General features: G+C 37.6%; 16 protein-coding genes and 2 pseudogenes. 14 read left to right on the forward strand and 4 right to left on the reverse strand.

Annotation, left to right across the window (positions count from 1 at the left end; all coding sequences use genetic code 11):
• Positions 1–145: 145 nt before the first annotated feature.
• Positions 146–436, reverse strand: coding sequence for a maltose acetyltransferase domain-containing protein (locus ACFPQ3_RS01050; protein ID WP_332307255.1), 291 nt, complete (start codon positions 434–436; stop codon positions 146–148).
• 8 nt (positions 437–444) lie between these two features.
• Positions 445–1446: a LacI family DNA-binding transcriptional regulator gene (locus tag ACFPQ3_RS01055; protein WP_156806421.1), complete on the reverse strand. Its 1002-nt coding sequence runs from the start codon at positions 1444–1446 to the stop codon at positions 445–447.
• Between the two features lie 190 nt (positions 1447–1636).
• Here ACFPQ3_RS01055 and ACFPQ3_RS01060 point away from each other — a divergent pair, with 190 nt between their 5' ends.
• The 14 genes and pseudogenes from ACFPQ3_RS01060 to ACFPQ3_RS01125 form a co-directional block, all read left to right on the forward strand.
• Positions 1637–3904 (forward strand): alpha-galactosidase, encoded by a 2268-nt coding sequence (locus tag ACFPQ3_RS01060; protein ID WP_156806420.1) that lies wholly within the window; start codon positions 1637–1639, stop codon positions 3902–3904.
• 14 nt (positions 3905–3918) lie between these two features.
• Positions 3919–6930, forward strand: coding sequence for a beta-galactosidase, LacZ type (gene lacZ, locus ACFPQ3_RS01065; RefSeq protein ID WP_156806419.1), 3012 nt, complete (start codon positions 3919–3921; stop codon positions 6928–6930).
• 278 nt (positions 6931–7208) lie between these two features.
• Positions 7209–8513, forward strand: coding sequence for an ABC transporter substrate-binding protein (locus ACFPQ3_RS01070; protein WP_156806418.1), 1305 nt, complete (start codon positions 7209–7211; stop codon positions 8511–8513).
• 91 nt (positions 8514–8604) lie between these two features.
• Positions 8605–9492 carry a carbohydrate ABC transporter permease gene (locus ACFPQ3_RS01075; protein ID WP_156806417.1) on the forward strand — a complete coding sequence of 296 codons (888 nt, stop codon included), beginning with the start codon at positions 8605–8607 and terminating at the stop codon, positions 9490–9492.
• Complete coding sequence (locus ACFPQ3_RS01080; RefSeq protein ID WP_156806416.1) at positions 9479–10309, forward strand: carbohydrate ABC transporter permease; 831 nt, start codon at positions 9479–9481, stop codon at positions 10307–10309. Before ACFPQ3_RS01075 ends, ACFPQ3_RS01080 begins: the two co-directional genes overlap by 14 nt.
• A 231-nt stretch (positions 10310–10540) precedes the next feature.
• On the forward strand, positions 10541–11713 hold the full coding sequence (locus ACFPQ3_RS01085; protein WP_156806415.1) for a galactokinase: 1173 nt from the start codon (positions 10541–10543) through the stop codon (positions 11711–11713).
• Between the two features lie 4 nt (positions 11714–11717).
• Complete coding sequence (galT, locus tag ACFPQ3_RS01090) at positions 11718–13190, forward strand: UDP-glucose--hexose-1-phosphate uridylyltransferase (protein ID WP_156806414.1); 1473 nt, start codon at positions 11718–11720, stop codon at positions 13188–13190.
• A gap of 55 nt (positions 13191–13245) precedes the next feature.
• Complete coding sequence (gene galE, locus ACFPQ3_RS01095; RefSeq protein WP_156806413.1) at positions 13246–14247, forward strand: UDP-glucose 4-epimerase GalE; 1002 nt, start codon at positions 13246–13248, stop codon at positions 14245–14247.
• 116 nt (positions 14248–14363) lie between these two features.
• Positions 14364–14666 (forward strand): Asp-tRNA(Asn)/Glu-tRNA(Gln) amidotransferase subunit GatC, encoded by a 303-nt coding sequence (gene gatC, locus ACFPQ3_RS01100; protein WP_156806412.1) that lies wholly within the window; start codon positions 14364–14366, stop codon positions 14664–14666.
• A complete protein-coding gene (gatA, locus tag ACFPQ3_RS01105; RefSeq protein WP_156806411.1) occupies positions 14666–16132 on the forward strand; it encodes an Asp-tRNA(Asn)/Glu-tRNA(Gln) amidotransferase subunit GatA in 1467 nt (488 codons plus the stop codon). The genes gatC and gatA overlap by 1 nt, the downstream gene beginning before the upstream one ends.
• Positions 16132–17571: an Asp-tRNA(Asn)/Glu-tRNA(Gln) amidotransferase subunit GatB gene (gene gatB, locus ACFPQ3_RS01110; protein ID WP_156806410.1), complete on the forward strand. Its 1440-nt coding sequence runs from the start codon at positions 16132–16134 to the stop codon at positions 17569–17571. The genes gatA and gatB overlap by 1 nt, the downstream gene beginning before the upstream one ends.
• 769 nt (positions 17572–18340) lie before the next feature.
• Positions 18341–19906, forward strand: a complete 1566-nt coding sequence (locus ACFPQ3_RS01115; protein ID WP_156806409.1) for a Spy0128 family protein — start codon at positions 18341–18343, stop codon at positions 19904–19906.
• 187 nt (positions 19907–20093) lie between these two features.
• Complete coding sequence (locus ACFPQ3_RS01120) at positions 20094–20786, forward strand: gamma-glutamyl-gamma-aminobutyrate hydrolase family protein (protein WP_156806408.1); 693 nt, start codon at positions 20094–20096, stop codon at positions 20784–20786.
• Positions 20787–21178: 392 nt separating this feature from the next.
• Positions 21179–21256, forward strand: a pseudogene (locus ACFPQ3_RS01125) (EamA family transporter); the annotation flags it as partial.
• Between the two features lie 225 nt (positions 21257–21481).
• Here ACFPQ3_RS01125 and ACFPQ3_RS01130 read toward each other — a convergent pair.
• Both ACFPQ3_RS01130 and ACFPQ3_RS01135 read right to left on the reverse strand, forming a co-directional pair.
• Positions 21482–22831, reverse strand: a complete 1350-nt coding sequence (locus ACFPQ3_RS01130) for an aspartate kinase (protein WP_156806407.1) — start codon at positions 22829–22831, stop codon at positions 21482–21484.
• A gap of 141 nt (positions 22832–22972) precedes the next feature.
• Positions 22973–23130 (reverse strand): annotated as a pseudogene (locus ACFPQ3_RS01135) (IS30 family transposase); the annotation flags it as partial.

A 23130-nucleotide genomic window follows, 5' to 3' on the forward strand; every position in this document is an offset into this window, starting at 1 on the left:
TGTTTTAATATTGTTTGTTTTAGATTTTATTATATTCTTCCAGTTAATCTCTCGGTCTTTGGCATAAAAATGGTTATCATAATCATCGAGTTTTCGAATAATCTTTGCTGGTGTTCTTAGTGCGATGACACCAGCAGGAATATCCTTAGTTACAAGGCTGCCTGCACCTATAATGGTATGTTACTCCTGGAAGTACAGTTACATTAGCTCCTAGCCAACAGTTTTCACCAATAGTAACTGGCAGATTAAATTGGTGAGAGAGGTCACGGTAAACATTCTGACCGACTTTGGCAAACATTTGTTCAAGTAAGTTTCTTCGCGTTTCTCCATCTGAGGGACGTATGTGGTTAAAATCATATAAGAGCTCTTGACATTGTAATTGCTGAGCTAGAATCTCAGGAGCATTTGGAAGATAAAGGTCTCCGGTGTGTTGCATAAAAACCTCTACTTACTACTGGAGCGTAAGGTGAGAAGAGTTGCGGTAGTCATCATAATTGGAATATCTGGTGAAGAGTTTTCTAGATACTGATCCAATGTGTTCATAGCCAATATTCCCATCTCTTCAGTAAAGACAGTTACACTACTCAAAGGAGGATAGACTTGTTTTGCTACTACAGTATCATTGAAAGAAATGATACTGACACGATCAGGGATTTTTATATCTGCTTCTTGTAATGCTCGTAGAGCTCCTATTGCTAAGGCATCGCTAGCAATGAAGAAAGCATCTGGCAAATCATCTCCTAGTTGGAAAATGGCTTGTTTCATCATTTGGTAGCCGTCTTCAGTGGAGAATTTTCCAATAAAGACATAATTAGGATTGTAGAGTTTATGCTGACTGAGGTAATTTTTAAAGGTTGAAAATCGAGGATCAATCAAAGGAAACTCATGGTCAGCGGTCCGTTCTTCGCCAGTAAGAATACCGATGCGTTTATGTCCACGACTGATAAAATGATTTAGGACATTGACAACGGAGTTGGTAAAATCTGTAGTGATACAAGTATGACCTTGGGTAAGGGTATCGCTATCAACAAAAATTAAATTATCATTAATTGCTTCTAACTCTTTAATTTTAGCATTGCTATATTTTCCGATAGCGATAATTCCATCACAATTTCTAGCAGAATCAAGTGGTGAATCGTTGAAGAGGCGAACAATTTCATAGTTTAATTCAATTGCTCTACGTTCAATTCCTATGCGGATTGAATAGTAATAAAGGTCATTGATTTCTTCTGATTCAGTGTACCATTGGATGATAGCGACCTTCTTGTTTTCATTTTTTGATACTAAGTTCTTTTTATATCGAGTATATCCTAGTTTATCAGCGGTTTGAAAAATTCTTCTTCGGGTATCTTCGCTAACAGACATGGATTCATCGTTGTTTAACACGCGTGAGACTGTAGCTATTGAAACTTTAACTTGTTCTGCGATGTCTTTAATCGTTGCCATGTTTTTCTCCTTGATGTAATCTATTGCTTATAGTATATCATAAAAATTGAGTTTCATTCATCCTATAAACTAAAATTTTACTTTTAAAAACTCTTTTCTGACATAGGTTTGTTGTGCGATTGATAAAAAATATGTTGAAATATAAGTAAAAAAACAGTAAAATAATTAGTGAAAAAACAAAAAGGAGTTTGTGATGACTTTAATTACCTTTATTCCTGAAACAAGAACATTCCATCTATCTAACGAAAGGCTATCTTATCTATTTATGATTGAAGAAGGTGGTTTGTTAAGCCATCTTTATTTTGGAAAAAAAGTTAAGCGCTATCATAACCATATGACTTATCCTAGAATTGATAGAGGATTTTCTGGCAATATACCATCAATTAATGAGCGTGGTTACTCGAAAGATACCTTGCCCCAAGAATTTTCGGGTGGACATTCTGGAGATTATAGGACACCGTCTCTAATGGTAAAAGGTGTTACCGGAAGTTATTCGGTAGATTTACGTTATAAGAGCCATCGTATGGAAGTTGGTAAGCCAGTTTTGGAAGGTCTCCCTGCATCGTTTGCGACAGTTGATGAAGCGGAGACATTGATCATTACTTTAGAAGATTCTTTATTAAATCTTGAAGTAGAACTTTTTTATACGATTTTTAAAAACCAAGATATCATTGCACGTTCTAGTCGTCTAATTAACTGTGGTAATCAGAACCTCATTGTAGAAAAGGTAGCATCATTGCAAATAGACTTTGTCGCAAAAGACTTTGATGTAATTTCTTTACCTGGAGCTTATGCTAATGAACGTCACATGGAGCGAGAAACGATTGGTTATGGTATTAAAACTTACAGCAGTAAAAGAGGAACATCTAGTCATCATATGAATCCATTTTTAGTTTTGGCTGATAAAAAGACGGATGAGTTTACAGGAGATTCCTATGGTTTTCATCTAGTTTACTCTGGTAACCATTCTTTTGAGGTAGAGAAGGATCATATTAGTCAGGTACGTTTAGTGGCTGGTATAAATGATTATGGATTCGAGTGGCATTTGGGAGCTGGTGAATCTTTTCAAGCACCAGAGGTTTTGATGACATATTCTGAAAATGGATTAAATGGGATGAGTCAGAATTTTCATCATATTATTCGTGATAATGTAGTAAGAAGTAAACATAGAAATAAAGAACGTCCTATTCTGGTAAATAATTGGGAAGCTACGTATTTTGATTTTAACGAAGAAAAGTTACATCCAATCGTTGATGAAGCTAAAAAAATGGGAATAGAGATGTTTGTTCTTGATGACGGATGGTTTGGTCATCGAAACGACGATCAATCTTCTTTGGGAGATTGGCAGGTATGGGAAGATAAGTTTCCGAATGGTTTGAAGCATTTTGCAGACTATGTCCATAAGCAGGGACTTAAATTTGGACTTTGGTTTGAACCAGAAATGATTTCTAAAGATTCTAATCTGTATCGCAGTCATCCAGACTATCTCATGCAGATACCAGGAAGAGAGCCATCGCCATCGCGTAGTCAATTTGTTCTTGATATGGGAAGAAAAGATGTTCAAGATGCCATTTTTACTCAACTTAAACTACTTCTAGATGAGGGATATATTGACTATATTAAATGGGATATGAATCGACACCTATCAGACATCCATTCTTTAGCTCTTATACCAAATCGTCAAGGAGAAGCTGGTCATCGTTATGTCCTTGGAGTATATGCTTTGTTAGAAAAAATAACATCAACTTATCCAGATATCCTGTTTGAAGGCTGCTCAGGAGGCGGTGGACGTTTTGATTTGGGTTGGGCTTACTATATGCCACAATCTTGGGCAAGTGATAATACAGATGCCTTGGCACGTTTAACTATTCAATATGGAACATCTTTAGCTTATCCAATTTCTATGATGACATCACATGTTTCAGCGGTACCAAATCATCAAACTGGGAGAGTGACAACTCTTGAAGCACGTGCACATGTTGCAATGAGTGGTGTATTGGGTTATGAGCTTGATTTGACAAAAATGTCTGATTCAGATAAGGTTGATGTTATTGAGCAAATTGCTAGTTATAAAAAAATTCGTCCTCTAGTTCAATACGGAGATTTTTATCGTCTTAAATCTCCTAAGGCTGGTAATGAGACAGCTTGGATTTTTGTGTCTGAAAATCAAAAAGAAGCATTGCTATTTACGGCTCATGTATTAGCTCACGCACAACCTTATTTGTCTAAGACTTTGTTGATTGGTTTGAATCCTGATTGGGATTATCGACTTGAGGAATTACCAACGGGTCAATTACTTGGCCATTCTGTGGGTTACTTTGACTCTATTTATGCAACGCAACCAATGAAGAATGGTAGTATTTTATCTGGTGATGAATTGATGCAGATGGGAATTTATAATCCTATCGTAAGACAGGACATGGCAACACAACTTTATTATTTCAAAGCTATTGATTAAGGAGAATATTATCAATGAGAATTAATAAACCTAGCTTAGAATGGCTAGAAAATCCAGAAATATTTGCAGTCAATAAAATTTCAGCACATTCGGATCATACTTACTTTACCAGTGAAGAAGAGGCAAAGATAGGTAAGATGAAGTTGAGGCAATCGCTGAATGGGAAATGGCGTTTTAGCTATGCTAGGAACCCAAGTCAACGCCAAGCGGATTTTTATAAGATAGATTATGATATCTCATCTTTTGACTGGATTGAGGTACCTGGACATATTCAAAATCAAGGATATGATAAACGCCAATATGTTAATACTCAGTACCCTTGGGATGGTATGGAGGAGTTACGTCCACCACAAGTTTCCAAAGAGTATAATCCAGTAGGTTCTTATGTTAAGTATTTTGAAATTGATGAAGCTCTTGTTGGTAAAAAAATAATGATCTCTTTCCAAGGGGTGGAAACGGCTTTTTATGTTTGGCTCAATGGCCATTTTATAGGCTATGGAGAAGATAGTTTTACCCCAACAGAATTTGAATTAACAGAGTTTTTAGTGGAGGGTGACAATAAATTAGCGGTTGAAGTTTATAAACGTTCAAGTGCTAGCTGGCTTGAGGATCAGGATTTTTGGCGTTTTTCAGGAATTTTTAGAGATGTTTACCTTTATGCGATTCCAGAAGTACATATTCGTGATCTCTTTATTCACCAAGATTTGATTAATCATTATAAGGATGGTTTATTAAAGATTGAAGTGGATATTTTAGGAGATTGTCAGGCCTTATCGCGATCAGCCCGTTTACTGGATTCAAAAGGAGATGTAGTTTTCTCTGGGGAAATAGCGGAGCTTGAAAAAGGGATTATTCTTCCAGGAGTTCATGCCTGGAGTGCTGAAAAACCTAATTTATATCAATTAGAATTACGTCTAGAAAGAGCTGGTCAGTTAATTGAGCTAGTTATTAACAAGGTTGGATTTAGAAGTTTTGAATTAAAGAACGGTCTGATGTTGCTTAATGGTAAGCGTATTATCTTTAAAGGAGTGAATCGTCATGAGTTTCACCACCGTTATGGCCGAGCAATTACAGAGGAAGAGATGTTATGGGATATTAAGTTTATGAAACAACATAATATCAATGCTGTTAGGACGTCTCATTATCCTAATCAAACACGGTGGTATGAGCTGTGTGATGAATACGGTCTTTATATGATTGATGAAACTAATTTAGAAACACACGGATCTTGGCAAAAGCTTGGGCACTTAGATCCATCGTGGAATGTTCCTGGCAATCTACCAGAATGGAAAGAAAATGTATTGGATCGTGCGAACAGCATGTTTCAAAGAGATAAAAATCATCCTGCAATTCTTATTTGGTCATGTGGAAATGAATCTTATGCTGGTGAAGATATTTTAGCAATGACGGAATTTTTCCATCGAGTTGATCCAAATCGGCTTGTTCATTATGAAGGAGTCTTTTGGAATCGTGACTACGATGAGATATCGGACATGGAAAGTCGTATGTATGCTAAACCGGCAGACATTATTGAGTATTTAGAAAAATGTCCTAAAAAACCATACATTTCCTGTGAGTATATGCACGCGATGGGTAATTCTCTGGGGGGAATGAGTCTCTATACAGATTTGGAGAACCGATATGAACAGTACCAGGGTGGTTTTATCTGGGATTATATTGACCAATCAATTCTTAAGAAAAATGAATTTGGGCAGGAAGTCTTGACCTACGGTGGGGACTGGGGAGATCGTGCAACAGATTATGAATTCTGCGGCAATGGTATTGTTTTCGCGGACAGAAAGCCAACTCCTAAAGCACAAGAGGTTAAAAAACTCTATGCCAATGTTAAATTATCCGTAACTCCTAAAAATGTGACAATTGATAATCAAAATCTTTTTAGTGATACTGGAGATAGCTATTTTAAAGCTACTCTTAGAAAAAATGGGGAGTTTATCTGGAGTCGAGATTATCATTTTATTGTACCTGCGGGTGAGAAAATAACATTTGATTTGGATTATCCTGAGGTTAAAGCAGATGGAGAATATACTTACGAAGTTACCCAGCATCTAAAAGTAGCCACTATTTGGGGAAAAATTGGAGATGAAATTACTTTTGCTCAGTATATAGAAAAAATGTCTAATACACAGCAAGGGAATAAAAATATCTTACCTATACGGGTTGTTAAAGGAGATGTTAACATCGGTGTCCATGGAAATGATTTTAGTGTTCTAATTTCAATAGCTGAGGGTGGTTTGGTATCATTTGTTAAAAATGGCATTGAATATATCACAAGAACTCCTAAGACTACTTTTTGGCGTGCATTGACAGATAATGATCGTGGTGTGAAGCATGGTTTTGATCGAGGTATGTGGTTAACAGCTGGACTTTATCAGAAGCATATCGGCATGACCATTGAAGAAGAAAGTGATAGAGTGACAATTGCCTTTACTCATCAATTAGCGATATCTGGGGAGTATACACATAAAGTATCGTATACCATTAATGGACAAGGTGATATAACTATTGATCTAACATATCCAGGATATGCTAATTTACCAACCATTCCTGCCTATGGGATGGAATTCAAATTACCTAGAACTTATCAGGAAATCACTTATTATGGAAATGGTCCGGAAGAAAATTATATCGACCGGAAAGAAGGAGCTCGCCTAGGGATTTTTGAAACAACAGTCCAAAATAATGAGACTCCGTATTTGGTACCACAAGAAAATGGTAACCGGACAGGAGTTCGGTGGTTGAAAGTTTCTGATAATGAGGATCATGCTTTATTGTTTGAAGCTGTTAATAAACCATTTGAGATGAGCGTTTTACCACACAGTGCTCAAGAGATAGATGCTGCAAGTCATCAAGAAGATCTTTCTCAGTCTCATTGGACCTGGATTCGCATTTTAGCAGCACAGATGGGTGTAGGTGGTGATGATTCTTGGGGGGCTCCGGTACAAGAGCAGTATCATTTATATGCTGAGAGAGAATTGACTATTACATTTACCCTTAGAGGGATTTAAAATATATAAACCAGCCTTAGGTTGGTTTTTTACTAAATTAATTGATGTGTTTTCTAAGAAAGTCTAGTAATTCTACATAAATAGTAGGAGATATGTCTATACTGAGGTCTTTATTAAGAACAGTTAAATATAAATTGCTATTTTAGGTTAGAAATGGTTAACAACATCAGAAGTTTATAAACTAAAAAAATAGTAAAAAATTACTGAAAAACACTTGACTTTTAATCGCTTACATTTTATAATGACAATGTAAAATAAAGGATTCAAGGAGAATCATAATGAAAAAACGTACTGTTAAAACACTTTTGGTTGGCGCTTTGTTTTCGAGTTTGTTGTTAACAGCTTGTGGATCGAAATCAGAGTCTGGTGCTTCAAAGACAGACAATTCAGGAAAAACTGAACTTACTGTATGGGCTTGGGATAAAAATTATAATGTCCGTGCTTTTGAAGAGGCTGAAAAAGTACATGATGCAGCCGAAGGGGATAAAGTTGATTTAGATATCGTTGAAAATGCACAAGCAGATATCGTTCAAAAACTTAATACTGCCCTTAGTTCAGGTGTGACAAATGGTTTGCCAAATATTGTTCTCATTGAAGACTATCGTGCAAAGAGCTTCCTAGAAGCGTATCCAGATAGTTTTTTCCCATTGACAGATGTTATCAATGCAGATGATTTCTCGGCTTATAAAGTTGAAGCAACTTCAGTTGATGGTACAAACTATGCAGTGCCGTTTGATACAAGTGTGACAGGTCTTTATGTTCGAACAGATATTCTTGAAAAAGCAGGTTACAAATTAGAAGACTTGCAAAATCTAACATGGGCACAATATACTGAAATTGGTAAAAAAGTTTTTGAAAAGACAGGTAAAAAATTACTTTCTACAGACGTTAATGACCTCGGATTGATTCGTTCGATGATTAATTCAACAGGTTCTTGGTATACAGGAAAAGATGGGAAAACGCCAACCCTTGCAGGCAATGCGTCATTGAAATTAGCATTCGAAGATTTCAAAAAAATATATGATGCTGGTCTTACAGATAGTAATAGTGATTGGGGGCAATGGCTAAGTGACTTTAATAATGGTGTCGTTTGGTCAGTGCCAACAGGTAACTGGATTACACCATCTATCACAGCACAAGAAGATCAGGAAGGAAAATGGGCAGTTGTACCATTCCCACGTCAAGAAATGGAAGGTTCAGTCAACGCTTCTAACCTTGGAGGTGCGTCAATTTACGTACTTAATGTTGATGGCAAAGAAGCAGCTGCTGATTTCTTAAAAGAAACATTTGGTACTAGTACAGACCTTTACAAAACACTTGTAGAAAACATCGGTGCTATTGGTTCTTATATTCCAGCAACTGAAGCAGGTGTTTATGACACAGAAGCAAAATATTTTGGTGGACAAAAAATCTATAGAGACTTCGCGGAATGGTCAACACAAATTCCAGCTGTTAACTATGGTGAAAACACATACGCTATTGAAGATATCCTTATCAAAGGATTGCAAAAATATTTGAGTGGAGAGGATATCGATAAAGTCCTTGAAGATGCACAAAAAGAGGCTGAAAATCAGTTGAAATAATCGCATGTTAGCCAAATAATTTAGGACGTTCATGGCATTTGCTTGATAACTAAATTATTTGGTTATTTTATTCAGAAAGTCGGAGTTTAGAATGAAAAAAATGAATCCATTTTTACGATCAAAGCTTGCGGGATGGTTATTTGTTATCATTCCGACTATATTGATCATCCTGTTCTATTTTTATCCAATGGTGGAAGCTTTCAAGTTATCGCTCTTATCAGGCAAAGGAAATAATTTGAGTTTTGTTGGTTTTGATAATTACAAGCGTCTCTTTAATGATCCAGTTTTTATCAGTGCATTAAAGAATACTGTTTTGTTCCTAGTTGTCCAAGTGCCAGTTATGATAATCTTAGCTATTTTCTTCTCAGTATTGTTAAATAATAAGTCATTAAAGTTGAAAGGACTTTTTAGAACGATTGTCTTCCTACCTTCGGTAACATCTCTGGTTGCTTATTCTATTGTCTTCAAATATCTTTTTTCAAATGATGGTATCATGAATAAGATTTTAACAACTTTACATATTTTACAAGAACCAATAATGTGGCTGGATGATGTTTTTTGGGCGAAAGTTGTTATTATTATTGCTATTACTTGGCGCTGGACAGGATATAATATGATTTTCTTCCTGTCTGCATTGCAGAATATTGATCCCGAAATTTATGAAGCAGCTGATGTTGATGGTGCTAGTGCAGTTAATAAGTTCTTTAATATCACTATTCCTCTCTTAAAACCTGTGATTTTATTTACAACAATTACTTCGACCATTGGGACATTGCAATTGTTTGATGAACCAATGAACATCACTCAAGGTGGTCCTGGGGATGCTACAACGACTATTTCACAATATATCTATAATTTGAGTTTTAAATACACGCCAGATTTTGGTTATGCGGCAGCTGTATCATATGCAATTGTATTACTGGTAGTGATTTTATCTATTATTCAAACACGAGTGGGAGGAAAAGATGAAAAGAGATAAACCAAAAACAATAGCAACTTATATTTTTTTGATACTTATGTCCATTGTCTTTGTATTTCCATTTTATTTTTTAGTGGTGAGTGCAACAAATAGTAGCATTGATGTTACTAATGGGCGCATGTTACCAGGTGGTGAACTTTTTACGAACTTGAAAAATATTTTTAGTCAAACAGATATGAGCAATGCTTTGAAAAACTCAACTGTTGTTGCCCTTTTTCAAACAACATTAGCTCTCTTAATAGGTTCTTCCGCAGGATATGGATTTGAAGTTTATCGCAGTAAAGGCAAGGACATTGTGTTTAATATTATTCTTTTATCCATGATGGTACCATTTGCGGCAATTATGATTCCGCTATTTCGTTTGTTTGGGAAAATGTCTATGGTAAGCTCTCTTGTGGGAATCAATTCTTACGCTTCTATTTTCTTACCATATATTGCGACTGCTTTTTTGATTTTTTATTTCCGTCAGAATACAAAAATGTTTCCAAAGGAATTGTTGGAAGCGGGGCGTATCGATGGTGTCTCTGAGGTGGGACTTTTCTTTAAGATTTATATGCCGACAATGAAGACGACATATGCAGCTGCAGCTATTATTACCTTTATGAACAGTTGGAATAATTACCTTTGGCCACTGGTTGTAGTACAATCAACTGAAAAACAAACTGTACCACTTTTGATTTCGCAGTTAGGATCAAGCTATTCTCCAGATTTTGGTATGATTATGGCTGCTGTGCTTGTAGCTACTGTACCAACACTAGTTATCTTCTTTGTCCTTCAAAAACAATTTGTTGCAGGGATGTTGGGAGCAAATAAATAGTAAAAATGAGGCTAGTCCATAACAGGTCATAAGCCTCTTTTATATGTTAAAATAGGTGGCTGATATTGTAGTGGGGACTTTAATATTTTATGTTATTATATGGTGTAATAAAAGTGACAAAATTACTAAAGTAAAAAAGGGTAAAAATAGATAAAAATTTTACTGATAATATTGATTTTTTTACTAATGTGCTCTATAATATAACTGAAAACGATATCAAAGGAGTATTTTATGGATACTGAACAATTAAAACAGGCTTTTCTAGACACTTTTGGTGTTGCACCTGATGCAACTTTCTTTTCACCGGGTCGTATCAATTTGATTGGGGAGCATACCGATTATAATGGTGGTCATGTGTTTCCTGCGGCGATTACGCTTGGGACTTATGGTTCTGCCCGTAAACGTGATGACCGTACCTTACGTTTTTATTCTGGGAATTTTGAGGATCTAGGTATTATTGAGGTCAGTCTTGATGACCTTGTTTTTAAAAAAGAGGACAGTTGGACTAATTATCCTAAAGGTGTCATTAAGTTTTTAAAAGAAGCAGGGCATGTGATTGAATCTGGTATGGATGTCTATGTTTATGGTAACATTCCAAATGGTTCAGGGCTATCGTCATCTGCTTCGTTAGAATTGCTGATTGGCGTTATTTGTGAAGAATTATTTGAGTTGACCCTTGACCGTCTTGATTTGGTAAAAATTGGGAAGCAAACAGAAAATCATTTTATCGGTGTGAATTCAGGTATCATGGATCAGTTTGCCATTGGTATGGGAGCAGATAAACAGGCCATTTATCTGGACACTAATACTCTGGAATACGAGCTTGTACCACTTGATTTAGGTGATTACATTGTTGTTATTATGAACACCAATAAACGTCGTGAACTGGCTGATTCCAAGTATAATGAGCGTCGTGGTGAGTGTGAAGCCGCTGTGACAGAATTAAATGCTCTGCTATCTGTCGAAACCTTAGGTGAGCTTGATGAAGCAACTTTTGATCAATATGCTTATCTCATTAAAGATGGGAATAGGATCAAGCGTTCCCGCCATGCAGTATCCGAAAACCAACGGACCTTGAAAGCCAAAGCTGCTTTGGTAGCTGGTGACTTGGAACAATTTGGGCGATTGGTGAATGCGTCGCACGTTTCTCTTGAACATGACTACGAAGTAACTGGTGTCGAACTTGATACGCTTGTACATACAGCTTGGGAACAAGATGGAGTACTTGGAGCCCGTATGACAGGAGCTGGTTTTGGTGGTTGTGCCATTGCTATTGTCCAAAAAGATAAGGTTGACGGCTTCACAGAGGTTGTTGGCAAGATTTATGAAGAAAAAATTGGATATGCGCCAGCTTTTTACATCGCAGAAGTAGCTGGTGGTAGTCGAGTATTATCTAGAAAGTAACGTTATGACAGTACTAGATCAATTTGTAGAAACTGTGATTGCTAATAGTGATTATACTGAGTTAGATGCTATCTATCTTAAAAATCGGATTATGGCATTGGTTGGTGAGGAACAGGTTAATGAAGAAACGGATGAGACATCCTTAATTCCTCTAAAAAATCGCCTTGTGGATATAGCTGTGAAAAATGGGAAATGTGGTCCTTTACAGGAGGAAAAAAACTGTTTGGGTGCTGAATTGATGAGTTTCATCACGCCGATTCCAAGTGTGCTTAATCAAAGATTTTGGCAAACCTATAAAAAAAGTCCGGAAAAAGCTATCGCTGATTTTTATGAGCTAAGTAAAAAAAATGACTATATCAAAGTTGATGCTATTGCCAAAAATATTGCTTTTAAAACACCTTCTAAATACGGGGATATGCAGATTACCATTAATTTGTCTAAACCTGAAAAGGATCCTAAAGCGATTGCGGCAGCTAAATTAGTTAAAGCTAGTGAATATCCGAAATGTCAACTGTGCATGGAAAATGAAGGTTATCAAGGCCGCATTAATCATCCGGATCGTGCCAATCATAGGATTATTCGTATGAAACTGGGTGAGGAGAACTGGGGTTTCCAATATTCACCCTATGCTTATTTTAACGAGCACTGTATTTTCTTGAATACTGAGCATGTCCCTATGGTGATTAGCCGTCAGACTTTTGAACAGCTATTGGACATTGTTGACATTTTCCCAGGTTATTTTGCGGGTTCAAACTCCGATTTGCCGATTGTTGGTGGCTCTATTTTGACCCATAATCACTATCAAGGTGGATGTCATACCTTTCCTATGGAAATGGCAGAGCTAACAGAGCGATTTACCTTCAAAGGTTTTGAAACTGTAGCAGCAGGTATTGTTAACTGGCCTATGTCAGTGATTCGATTGAAATCGTTTGACAAGACACGATTGGTTGAGTTGGCAGAACGGATTCGTCTAGCTTGGAGAGATTATTCTGATACTGAGGCAGATATCATTGCTTACACAGATGAAGTTCCTCACCACACGGTAACACCGATTGCTCGAAAACGTGATGGCAAATTTGAGTTGGATTTAGTGCTACGAGATAATCACACCTCGGCAGAACACCCAGACGGGGTTTATCATCCACACAAAGATGTTCAGCATATTAAAAGGGAAAATATTGGACTCATTGAAGTCATGGGTTTGGCTATTTTGCCACCACGCTTAAAGGATGAATTGAAAGAAGTAGAGAAATACTTACTAGGTCACGAAAATGATGTCGCAGATTATCATTTGGACTGGGCGAATCAAATCAAGGATACTCATCCAGAAGTGAAAGCTGAGACAGTGACTGGTGTTGTTCAAGATGCTGTTGGTGCAACCTTTACTCGTGTGCTAGAAGATGCAGGGGTTTACAAAATGACAGCAGAGGGTCAAACTGCTTTTAGACGTTTTATAGCGTCTGTTGGTGTAGAATAGTCAGATAAAACGTTTTTTGTTATAATAAAGTCACTTAAAATAAAAGGAGATAAGTATGACAGTAGTCGTTCTAGGTGGGGCTGGGTATATCGGTTCTCATATGGTTGACCGTTTGATTTCTGAAGGAAAAGAGAAGGTTATCGTTGTTGATAACTTGGTGACAGGACACCGTGCCGCAGTGCATCCAGAGGCTAAATTTTATGAAGGGGATTTGGCTGATAAGGACTTCATGCGTCAAGTCTTTACTGAAAATCCTGATGTTGATGCGGTGATTCACTTTGCAGCCTTTTCATTGGTGGCAGAGTCTATGGAAGACCCATTGAAATATTTTGATAATAACACATCAGGCATGGTTAGCTTATTGGAAATTATGAATGAATGTGGCGTGAACAACATTGTCTTTTCATCAACAGCAGCCACTTATGGCATTCCAGAGCAAATTCCAATCCTTGAGACTACACCACAAAAACCAATCAATCCTTACGGTGAAAGTAAGCTAATGATGGAAACTATTATGAAGTGGTCTGATAAGGCTTATGGCATCAAATTTGTAGCCTTTCGTTATTTCAATGTTGCTGGCGCTAAACCAGATGGTTCTATCGGTGAAGACCACGGTCCTGAAACACACTTGCTTCCAATTATTTTGCAAGTTGCACAAGGTGAGCGCGAGAAAATCATGATTTTTGGGGATGACTATAACACTCCAGATGGTACTAACGTCCGTGATTATGTGCATCCATTTGATTTGGCAGACGCTCATATCTTAGCAGTTGATTATTTGAGAAATGGCGGAGCATCGGCAGCCTTTAACTTGGGATCATCGACAGGTTTCTCAAACCTACAAATTTTAGAAGCTGCTCGTAAAGTGACTGGTAAAGAAATCCTAGCTGAATTAGCTGACCGTCGTCCTGGAGACCCAGACACCCTGATTGCAAGTTCAGAAAAAGCGCGTGAAGTGCTCGGTTGGAAACCACAATTTGACAATATTGAAAAAATCATTAAAACCGCTTGGGCATGGCATTCAAGCCATCCAAAAGGTTACGATGATCGTTCCTGAATGCTAAAGCCTCAATTTGGGGCTTTTTATGATGATTTCTTTTTGGGGAAATAGCAGAGCTGAGAGCTTTGTGGTATAATAAAGAAGATTACGTAGAATATTAGAAGAGGTAACTCATGAAAATTTCTGAAGAAGAAGTTCGCCATGTTGCGAAGCTGTCTAAATTGTCATTTTCAGACGAAGAGACAGCTGCATTTGCAACAACATTGACAAAAATTGTCGATATGGTGGAATTGTTAAACGAGGTTGATACAACTGGTGTTCCAATTACAACGACCATGGCCGACCGTAAAACGGTGATTCGTGAAGATAAGGCAGAAGCTGGCATGGATCGTAAATTGTTATTTAAAAATGTACCAGAAAGTGCGAATAACTTTATCAAGGTCCCAGCTATCTTTGAAGACGGAGGAGATGCTTAATGTCATTTAATAATAAAACGATTAAAGAATTGCATGACCTCTTGGTTGCAAAAGAAGTCACTGCCACAGAACTCACAAAAGCAACGCTTGAAGACATCAAATCTCGTGAAGAAGCTGTTGGTTCATTTATTACGATTTCAGAAGAAGCAGCGCTTGCACAGGCTAAGGTGATTGATGAAAAAGGAATTGACGCAGACAATATCATGTCAGGGATTCCTTTGGCAGTTAAAGATAATATCTCAACTAAGGGAATATTGACAACCGCAGCGTCTAAAATGCTTTACAATTATGAGCCAATTTTTGATGCGACAGCCGTTGCCAATGCCTACCAAAATAGCATGATTGTGGTTGGTAAGACCAACATGGATGAATTTGCCATGGGTGGTTCAACAGAAACGTCTTATTTCAAGAAAACAAAAAATGCTTGGGACCAGTCAAAAGTTCCTGGTGGTTCATCAGGCGGTTCTGCAACAGCAGTTGCTTCAGGACAAGTGCGTTTGTCGCTCGGGTCTGATACTGGAGGCTCAATTCGCCAACCAGCAGCCTTTAATGGTATCGTTGGTTTGAAACCAACTTATGGAACTGTGTCACGTTTTGGCCTCATTGCTTTTGGTAGCTCTTTGGATCAGATTGGACCATTTTCTCAAACAGTTGAGGAAAATGCGCAGTTGCTCAATGTGATTGCAGGAGCAGATAGCAAAGATTCAACCTCTGCCCCAGTGCAGGTAACTGACTTTACTAGCAAGATTGGTCAAGATATCAAGGGAATGAGAATAGCCCTTCCTAAGGAATACCTCGGTGAAGGGATTGATCCGAAGATTAAGGAAAATATTCTCGCAGCAGCCAAGCATTTTGAAAAACTAGGTGCTATCATCGAGGAAGTTTCTTTGCCTCATAGTAAGTATGGGGTGGCAGTTTACTACATCATTGCTTCATCAGAAGCCTCATCTAACTTGCAACGTTTTGATGGGATTCGCTATGGTTTCCGTGCAGAAGATGCTAGAAGTCTTGAAGAAATTTATGTTAATACTCGCAGTCAGGGCTTCGGTGAAGAGGTAAAACGCCGTATCATGTTGGGAACTTTCTCCTTGTCATCTGGCTATTATGATGCTTATTTCAAAAAAGCTGGTCAGGTTCGTACCTTGATTATCCAAGACTTTGAAAAGGTTTTTGCGGACTATGACTTGATTCTTGGACCAACAACGCCGACAGTAGCTTATGACTTGGATGGTCAAAGCCATGACCCAGTTGCGATGTATTTGGCTGATTTGCTAACAATTCCAGTTAACCTTGCAGGTTTACCAGGTATTTCCATTCCTTCTGGATTTGTCGACGGATTACCAGTTGGCTTGCAATTGATTGGTCCAAAATATTCAGAAGAAACGATTTACCAAGCAGCGGCAGCTTTTGAAGCAACAACAGACTATCACAAACAACAACCAGTGATTTTTGGAGGTGACAATTAATGAACTTTGAAACCATTATAGGACTTGAGGTCCACGTTGAATTGAACACCAACTCAAAAATCTTCTCACCAACACCTGCTCATTTTAGCGATGACCCAAATACAAATACCAATATTATTGACTGGTCGTTTCCTGGTGTGCTTCCTGTGATGAATAAGGGGGTTATTGATGCGGGTATCAAGGCTGCGCTGGCTTTGAACATGAACATTCACCAGCATATGCACTTTGACCGTAAGAATTATTTCTACCCAGATAATCCAAAGGCTTACCAAATTTCACAATTTGACGAACCGATTGGTTACAACGGCTGGATTAATATAACTTTGGAAGATGGTTCTACCAAGAAAATCCGTGTGGAACGTGCCCATCTTGAAGAGGATGCTGGTAAAAACACCCACGGAACAGATGGTTACTCTTATGTCGACCTTAACCGTCAAGGTGTACCATTGATCGAAATCGTGTCAGAAGCAGACATGCGTTCACCAGAAGAAGCTTACGCCTACTTGATAGCTCTGAAAGAAATCATTCAGTACACAGGGATTTCGGATGTGAAGATGGAAGAAGGTTCCATGCGTGTTGATGCCAATATCTCCCTCCGTCCATATGGTCAGGAAAAATTTGGCATCAAGACTGAGTTGAAAAACTTGAACTCTTTCAGCAATGTTCGTAAAGGATTGGAGTATGAGGTGGAACGCCAAGCGAAAATCCTTTGCTCAGGTGGCGTTATTCAACAAGAAACCCGTCGTTACGATGAGGCTAATAAATCAACCATTCTTATGCGTGTCAAGGAAGGTGCAGCGGATTACCGTTACTTCCCAGAACCAGACTTACCACTTTACGAGATTTCAGATGAGTGGATTGAGGAAATGCGTGTAGAGTTACCAAAATTCCCAGCGGAACGCCGTGCGGAATACGTAGAAAAACTCGGCTTGTCGGCCTATGATGCTGGACAGTTGACGGCAACAAAAGCTCTTTCTGATTTCTTTGAAAAAGCTGTTGAAATTGGAGGAGATGCTAAACAAGTATCTAACTGGTTACAAGGTGAAGTAGCTCAATTCCTCAATGCAGAGCAAAAAACAATTGAAACCATCGCTTTGACACCAGAAAATTTAGTTGAAATGATTGGACTTATTCAAGATGGCACCATTTCATCTAAGATCGCTAAGAAAGTATTTGTACACCTAGCTAAAAATGGTGGTTCTGCTAAGGAATATGTTGAAAAAGCAGGGCTCGTACAAGTATCGGATCCAGCGGTCTTGATTCCGATTATCCACCAAGTCTTTGCAGACAATGAAGCTGCTGTTGCGGACTTCAAGTCAGGAAAACGCAATGCGGATAAGGCCTTTACAGGATTCCTCATGAAAGCAACCAAAGGACAAGCAAATCCACAAGTTGCTCAGCAACTCCTTGCGCAAGAATTGCAGAAGTTGTTGGATTAGAACTATCGAGTGGATCGTTTTAACTGTAACTCTGGAGAGATAGGATAGTAAGCCTGTCTAGTAGACGATTTTAACGATAGCCTAGAAATAGAATAATAGGATATTAAGCATGTCCATTGAGGTGTTCTGACTAGGAACTCAGAGATTAGCTAGGGAAACTTTCCTATCGCGTTAGTAATTATCAATGACTTTTAACCAATCTTCGGATTGGTTTTTAGCGTTTTAAGGGATATCTACTGAATTCATTTCAACATCTGAAAATGTAGCCTTACATCGTATGGTGTCAAATGATAGAAGTGGTTAGTTACCATTTGTTTTAGAAATTCAACAAGATTTATGACCTATATTGAAAGTATAATCCTGTTCAGAAATGGTATTCACAAGTTAAACTTATTAGCGGTAACTTAAAATAATACGGCCACAAGATTTCTTGAGACCAGACAGTTGCCACCGTGGTAAAAAACGATTAGCCTCAGATGGTTAATCGTCGAGTGTGGGGCCACTGGACACTTTCACTCCCACCTCCGCACAGCTCCAAAAGTCTGGGAGACCTTTGGAGGTTGGAAATAAGATGAACGCTGTTCGTCTTATTTTCTATCTCAAATATTCCTCTTTTGAGCACCCGAACTTTTTAAAAAAGAAACAAAGAGTAGTTTTTGAAGTTGGATTAGTACAAAAATGGCTACATTTATCTTTTTTAGAAAAAAAGTGATAAAATTACTTTGGAGAAAATTAGTTATCTTCAAAATTATTTTAGGAGAGTTGATTTATGAAATTGAAGTGGATAAACCTGATTTCACTCTTTGTCTTGATTTTAGGGATGGTTTCAATTCCTATATTAGATGTAAGTGCTAATGTAATTAAGGATTATGCAAGTGAAGCTACGCTTTATTATGATCCAGATAAAAATAATGTTCAAATTACCAGTGAAACCGTGGATGTAGTGGTTGAATCGGGAGTTGATTTTCGGTTTGTTAACAAGTTGTCTTTTCCTGATAGTCAGATAATCAAAGAGGGAGATACATTAGTTTTAAAAATTCCAGAGGAATTTAATCTCATTACCATTATGAAATTTCCAGTGAAAAACGCTGAGGGTATTATTGTAGCTCAAGCTATTGCTGATCCAGAAACAGATACGGTTACCTTGACCTTTACGGATCATTTTTCAAAGGTCCCTGAGAATAAAAAGGTAGAGATTTCATTTGATGCAGTTATTGACCGTAGTAATGTTTCAGATGGTGAAAAAACAGTTCAGTATGGTGGAGGTTTGTTTAAGTTCACTTTTAAGAATAATCGTAGTAGTGCTGGTTTTACTGAAATGAAATACGGTTATCAAGATTCAAAAAATCCGGATCAAATTCAATGGCGTATTGTTGTGAACGCCGGGCAATCACTTCTTAACGATTTAGTGATTGTAGATACATTTGGAGAAAATCAGACATTAGTAGAAGGTAGTTTACGTGTTGTTGATTATGCAACGCAACCAGAAGCAATTAAATCTGAAGATGAACTATGGGAATTGGAGGCTTTGACTAACCTTACTGATAAAGTGGTTCTTAATCGTAATGGTGCAGGGGAAGTTATTGGTTTAACGTTACCTTACGGTAATAATGATAGACGTGTTATTTACTTTGAATATGCGACTCATATTCCTGAAGGTGTTGTAGAGGGCGCAACGCTAAGTAACGTGTTATCGTGGTCGTCAGCCACAACAACTGGTAAAGATGTTGAGGCACTCGTAAAGTTGCAGTCTGGTTCAGGTAAAGCGTCATCTGAAAAATCAGAAAATGTTGTCTTAAAAGCTACGAAATTGTTGGAAGGACGTGAGTTGAAAGATGGTGAATTTACGTTTGCACTATATGATGCAGACGATTTAGTGACACCGCTTCAAACAAAAACCAACGCTGGTGATGGTACGGTAACTTTTGATACCATTCGTTACAGTCAAGAGGGAAGCTATCGGTATGTCATCAAAGAGCTTGCTGGTTCAGATCAGGCAATCAGTTATGATTCTGTAACGTATCACGTCGTTGTCTCTGTTACGGATGTGAATGGGGTCAAAATGGGTGAGGTTAGCTATAATCAAGCACCGATATTTAAAAATAGTTATGCCCCAGTAACAACGGAGTCAACAACGGAAACGACAACAGAAAGCACAACGGAGTCAACGACCGAATCGACGACCGAGAGCACAACAGAGTCAATGACCGAAATCACAACCGAAAAACAACCCAAATTACCTAAATCAGGAGATAGGGAGAGTTTTGGAGTTTTGTTAGTAGGTTTTGTGTTAATAGGGCTAGGACTATATTGGAAAAAAACTGGCCAAAACTAGTATGATGGACGTTGTGAGAGTGATGTGATTGTAAGGCAGGGAGCAAAATGATGTTCCTTGCTTTTTTCGAGTAGAGTAGAAATGTGATAGGCTTAAACTATACTAACGATAATTTTTCTGTATTAGCTATTGTTTTCATTTTACGGTAAAATATAAGACATTAGAAAATGGAAAGTGAGGATATAACATGAAACCAGTCATTGTTGGAATTACAGGAAATGAAAAGGAAATACCGACTATGTCAGGAATGTATTATGATGCTGTCTCACGCCATTTGTCAGAAGGGGTGAAAGTGGCTGGTGGAGTGCCTATTATTCTTCCACTGGGAACACCTGATTTGGCTAAAAGCTACGTCGATATGATTGATAAATTGATTCTCTCTGGTGGACAGAATGTTGATCCTCGTTTTTATGGAGAAAGCAAAGCTACTGACTGTGATGATTACAATTTAGAGCGTGATGAGTTTGAATTTGCTCTTGTTAAAGAAGCGCTAGCGCAGAAAAAACCTATTTTTGCAGTTTGCCGTGGAATGCAACTTTTAAATGTTGCTCTTGGTGGAACCTTAAACCAAAAAGTGGACAATCACTGGCAGTCAGAATATCAAGGAACTCATCACGAAGTGACGATTGTCAAAAATAGTCGTGTTAGCCATTTAATTGAAAACGGCAGTAAAATCAATTCTATTCACCGTCAATCCGTGAAGGATTTGGCCCCTAGCCTTAAAGTAACAGCGCGTGATCCTCGTGATGGCACAATTGAAGCTTACGAAGGCAAACACGGAGCCCCTCTTCTAGGACTTCAATGGCATCCAGAACTCTTATTAGATCGAATGGATAATCAAAATCAAAAATTATTTAATTACTTGGTTCAAGAACTTTAAACATCCAAAAAGTCTAGAGAAAAAGAGGGAAAAGTTTATAGGAGACGTCTTCGTCTTCTTCTTTTTTGTTCACTTTCTAATAGATTATGATGACATTTGATATCACGATTGATTAGAGTTCTATAAGTGAATATCTATACTTAAGTGATCCTCTTTAATATATTTAATTTATATGATGACTGGCGTTCCTAAAAGGATGTACAAAGTAAGTTAGCGTAAAAAATTACTCTTCCAGTCACCTTAAAATATGAAGGGTCTAAAAAGTATAGGTTTAATGTTTTTGATAAAGTTGTATCAGGTCTTCTGTTATGTTCTTAAGTTTCGCCAAGGCAAGAACTACGTTTAGTTATTAGATTGCTTGGGGAATTTCGGGAGTATCTGGCCAGTATCTGATGAGACATGGTGTCCATATTAATTTATTAACCAGTCTGCGCATAGCTATTTCAGGAGTCATTAATATGAGGACCGCAATTCTAAATTTTGAAATGAATTCAGTATAAAATGGCTTAGAGTAACGTCGTTAAGCAACGTTACTCTAAGCCATTTACTATTTTTTCAACTTTTTTCTTTTTCATATTATAAAGATTTCTCAGCTTGATAATCCGACTCTTTTTTTATTATCTATACTTTGGGAGATGGTATAAACTGAACTTTGACATCATTAAGGCAAAAGCCGTAATGAGCGTTTTAGAGCGTTAGTTTTTAAAGAAAGCATCATATAAGGCACGAATGGCCTTTTTCTCACTTTCTGTTTTAACAACGAACATGACGGAAACTTCGCTAGAACCTTGTGAAATCATCATGAGGTTGATGCCTGCTTCTGATAAGGAACGAGTTGCGGTTGCGGTAACACCAACGTGACTCTTCATGTTTTCACCAACAATCATAATAATCGAAAGGTCACGTTCAATTGAGAGTTCATCAACTTCAAGGTGACGCAACTGAGTTAAGATTTCTTGTTCTTTGATAGGAGTTAATTCACGCCCACGAAGAACAATTGACATGTCGTCAATTCCTGTAGGCATGTGCTCAAAACGGATATTGAGGTCTTCTAAAATTTGAAGAACTTTACGCCCAAAACCAACTTCACGATTCATTAGGTATTTGGATATGTTGATGCTGACAAAATCATCATCGCCAGAAATGCCAACAACAGGTGACGATGTTCCACTGTGCTCAAGAACAATGCGAGTACCAGGGTGACTGGGATTGTTTGTGTTTTTTATAACAAGTGGAATTTTTCCACGATAAGCTGGAATAAGTGCCTCATCATGAAGGACAGAAAAACCAGCATAAGCCAATTCTCTCATTTCTCGGTAAGTTAATTCTTTAATAGAGTGAGGTTGTTCAACGACTCCTGGATGTGCTGCAAAAATACCGTCAACATCTGTAAAGTTTTCATAAAGATCAGCTTTAACACCAGCAGCAATAATAGAACCTGTAATATCAGAACCACCTCGGGAAAAAGTACAAATTTGGTTATCTATAGTCACACCGAAAAAGCCAGGAATGATTAAAATCTCATCCTGTTCGCGTAATGCCTCTAATTTATCGTAGCTAGAAGGTAAAATACGAGCATTTCCAGGTTCACTTGTTACAATCAAACCTGCTTGTTTAGGATGAATATATCGGGCATTTAATCCTTCTTTACGGAAATATTCGGCAATCAACTTAGCATTATTATCTTCACCGGCAGCTAAGAAAGTATCGTACAAAAAATCATTGTTTTCTTTTGGAAATGTTGCTAGATGTTTAATAGCTGTCGAGATTTCATCTAAAATTGTAGAAGAGAGAGCAAGACCATCAATAATTGATTTATAACGATCAATAATCCATTCTTGATCAATAACAATATCTTGATTTGCTGTATAGTGCTTATAGTATTTGATTAAGGCATCGGTTACTTTTGTATCTTCTGAACTTCGTTTTCCAGGTGCAGATACTACCACAAAGCGACGATTAGAGTCGCTTTTAACAATCTCTAACACTTTTTTTAATTGCTCAGCAGAAGCCAAGGAACTCCCGCCAAATTTTATAACTTTCATAAATAATCCTCGAAAATAAAATTGAAATAATTATAGCAAAATTCTGATAATTTGTCATTTACTTTAAAAATATCCTAAAATTTTTTGGCAAATTGTCAAGTCAAGTGCAACAAGTTCATGGATAGACTAGGATTCCATTATTTAGGCTGTTTGGGCTAGCCCAAACAGAAATTTTGAAGTTTTGTAATGGTGAAGTCGCCTAGGTCTTTCGTTAATAGCTGAGAGATATTGAGCAAGTTCTTCGTCAGTCAGCGGATTGAGAGATTTCCCTTTAGGGAGAAACTCTCTGAGGAGGCCGT

The organism is Streptococcus caledonicus (assembly GCF_042656225.1).
GTDB classification, from domain to species: Bacteria; Bacillota; Bacilli; order Lactobacillales; family Streptococcaceae; genus Streptococcus; species Streptococcus caledonicus.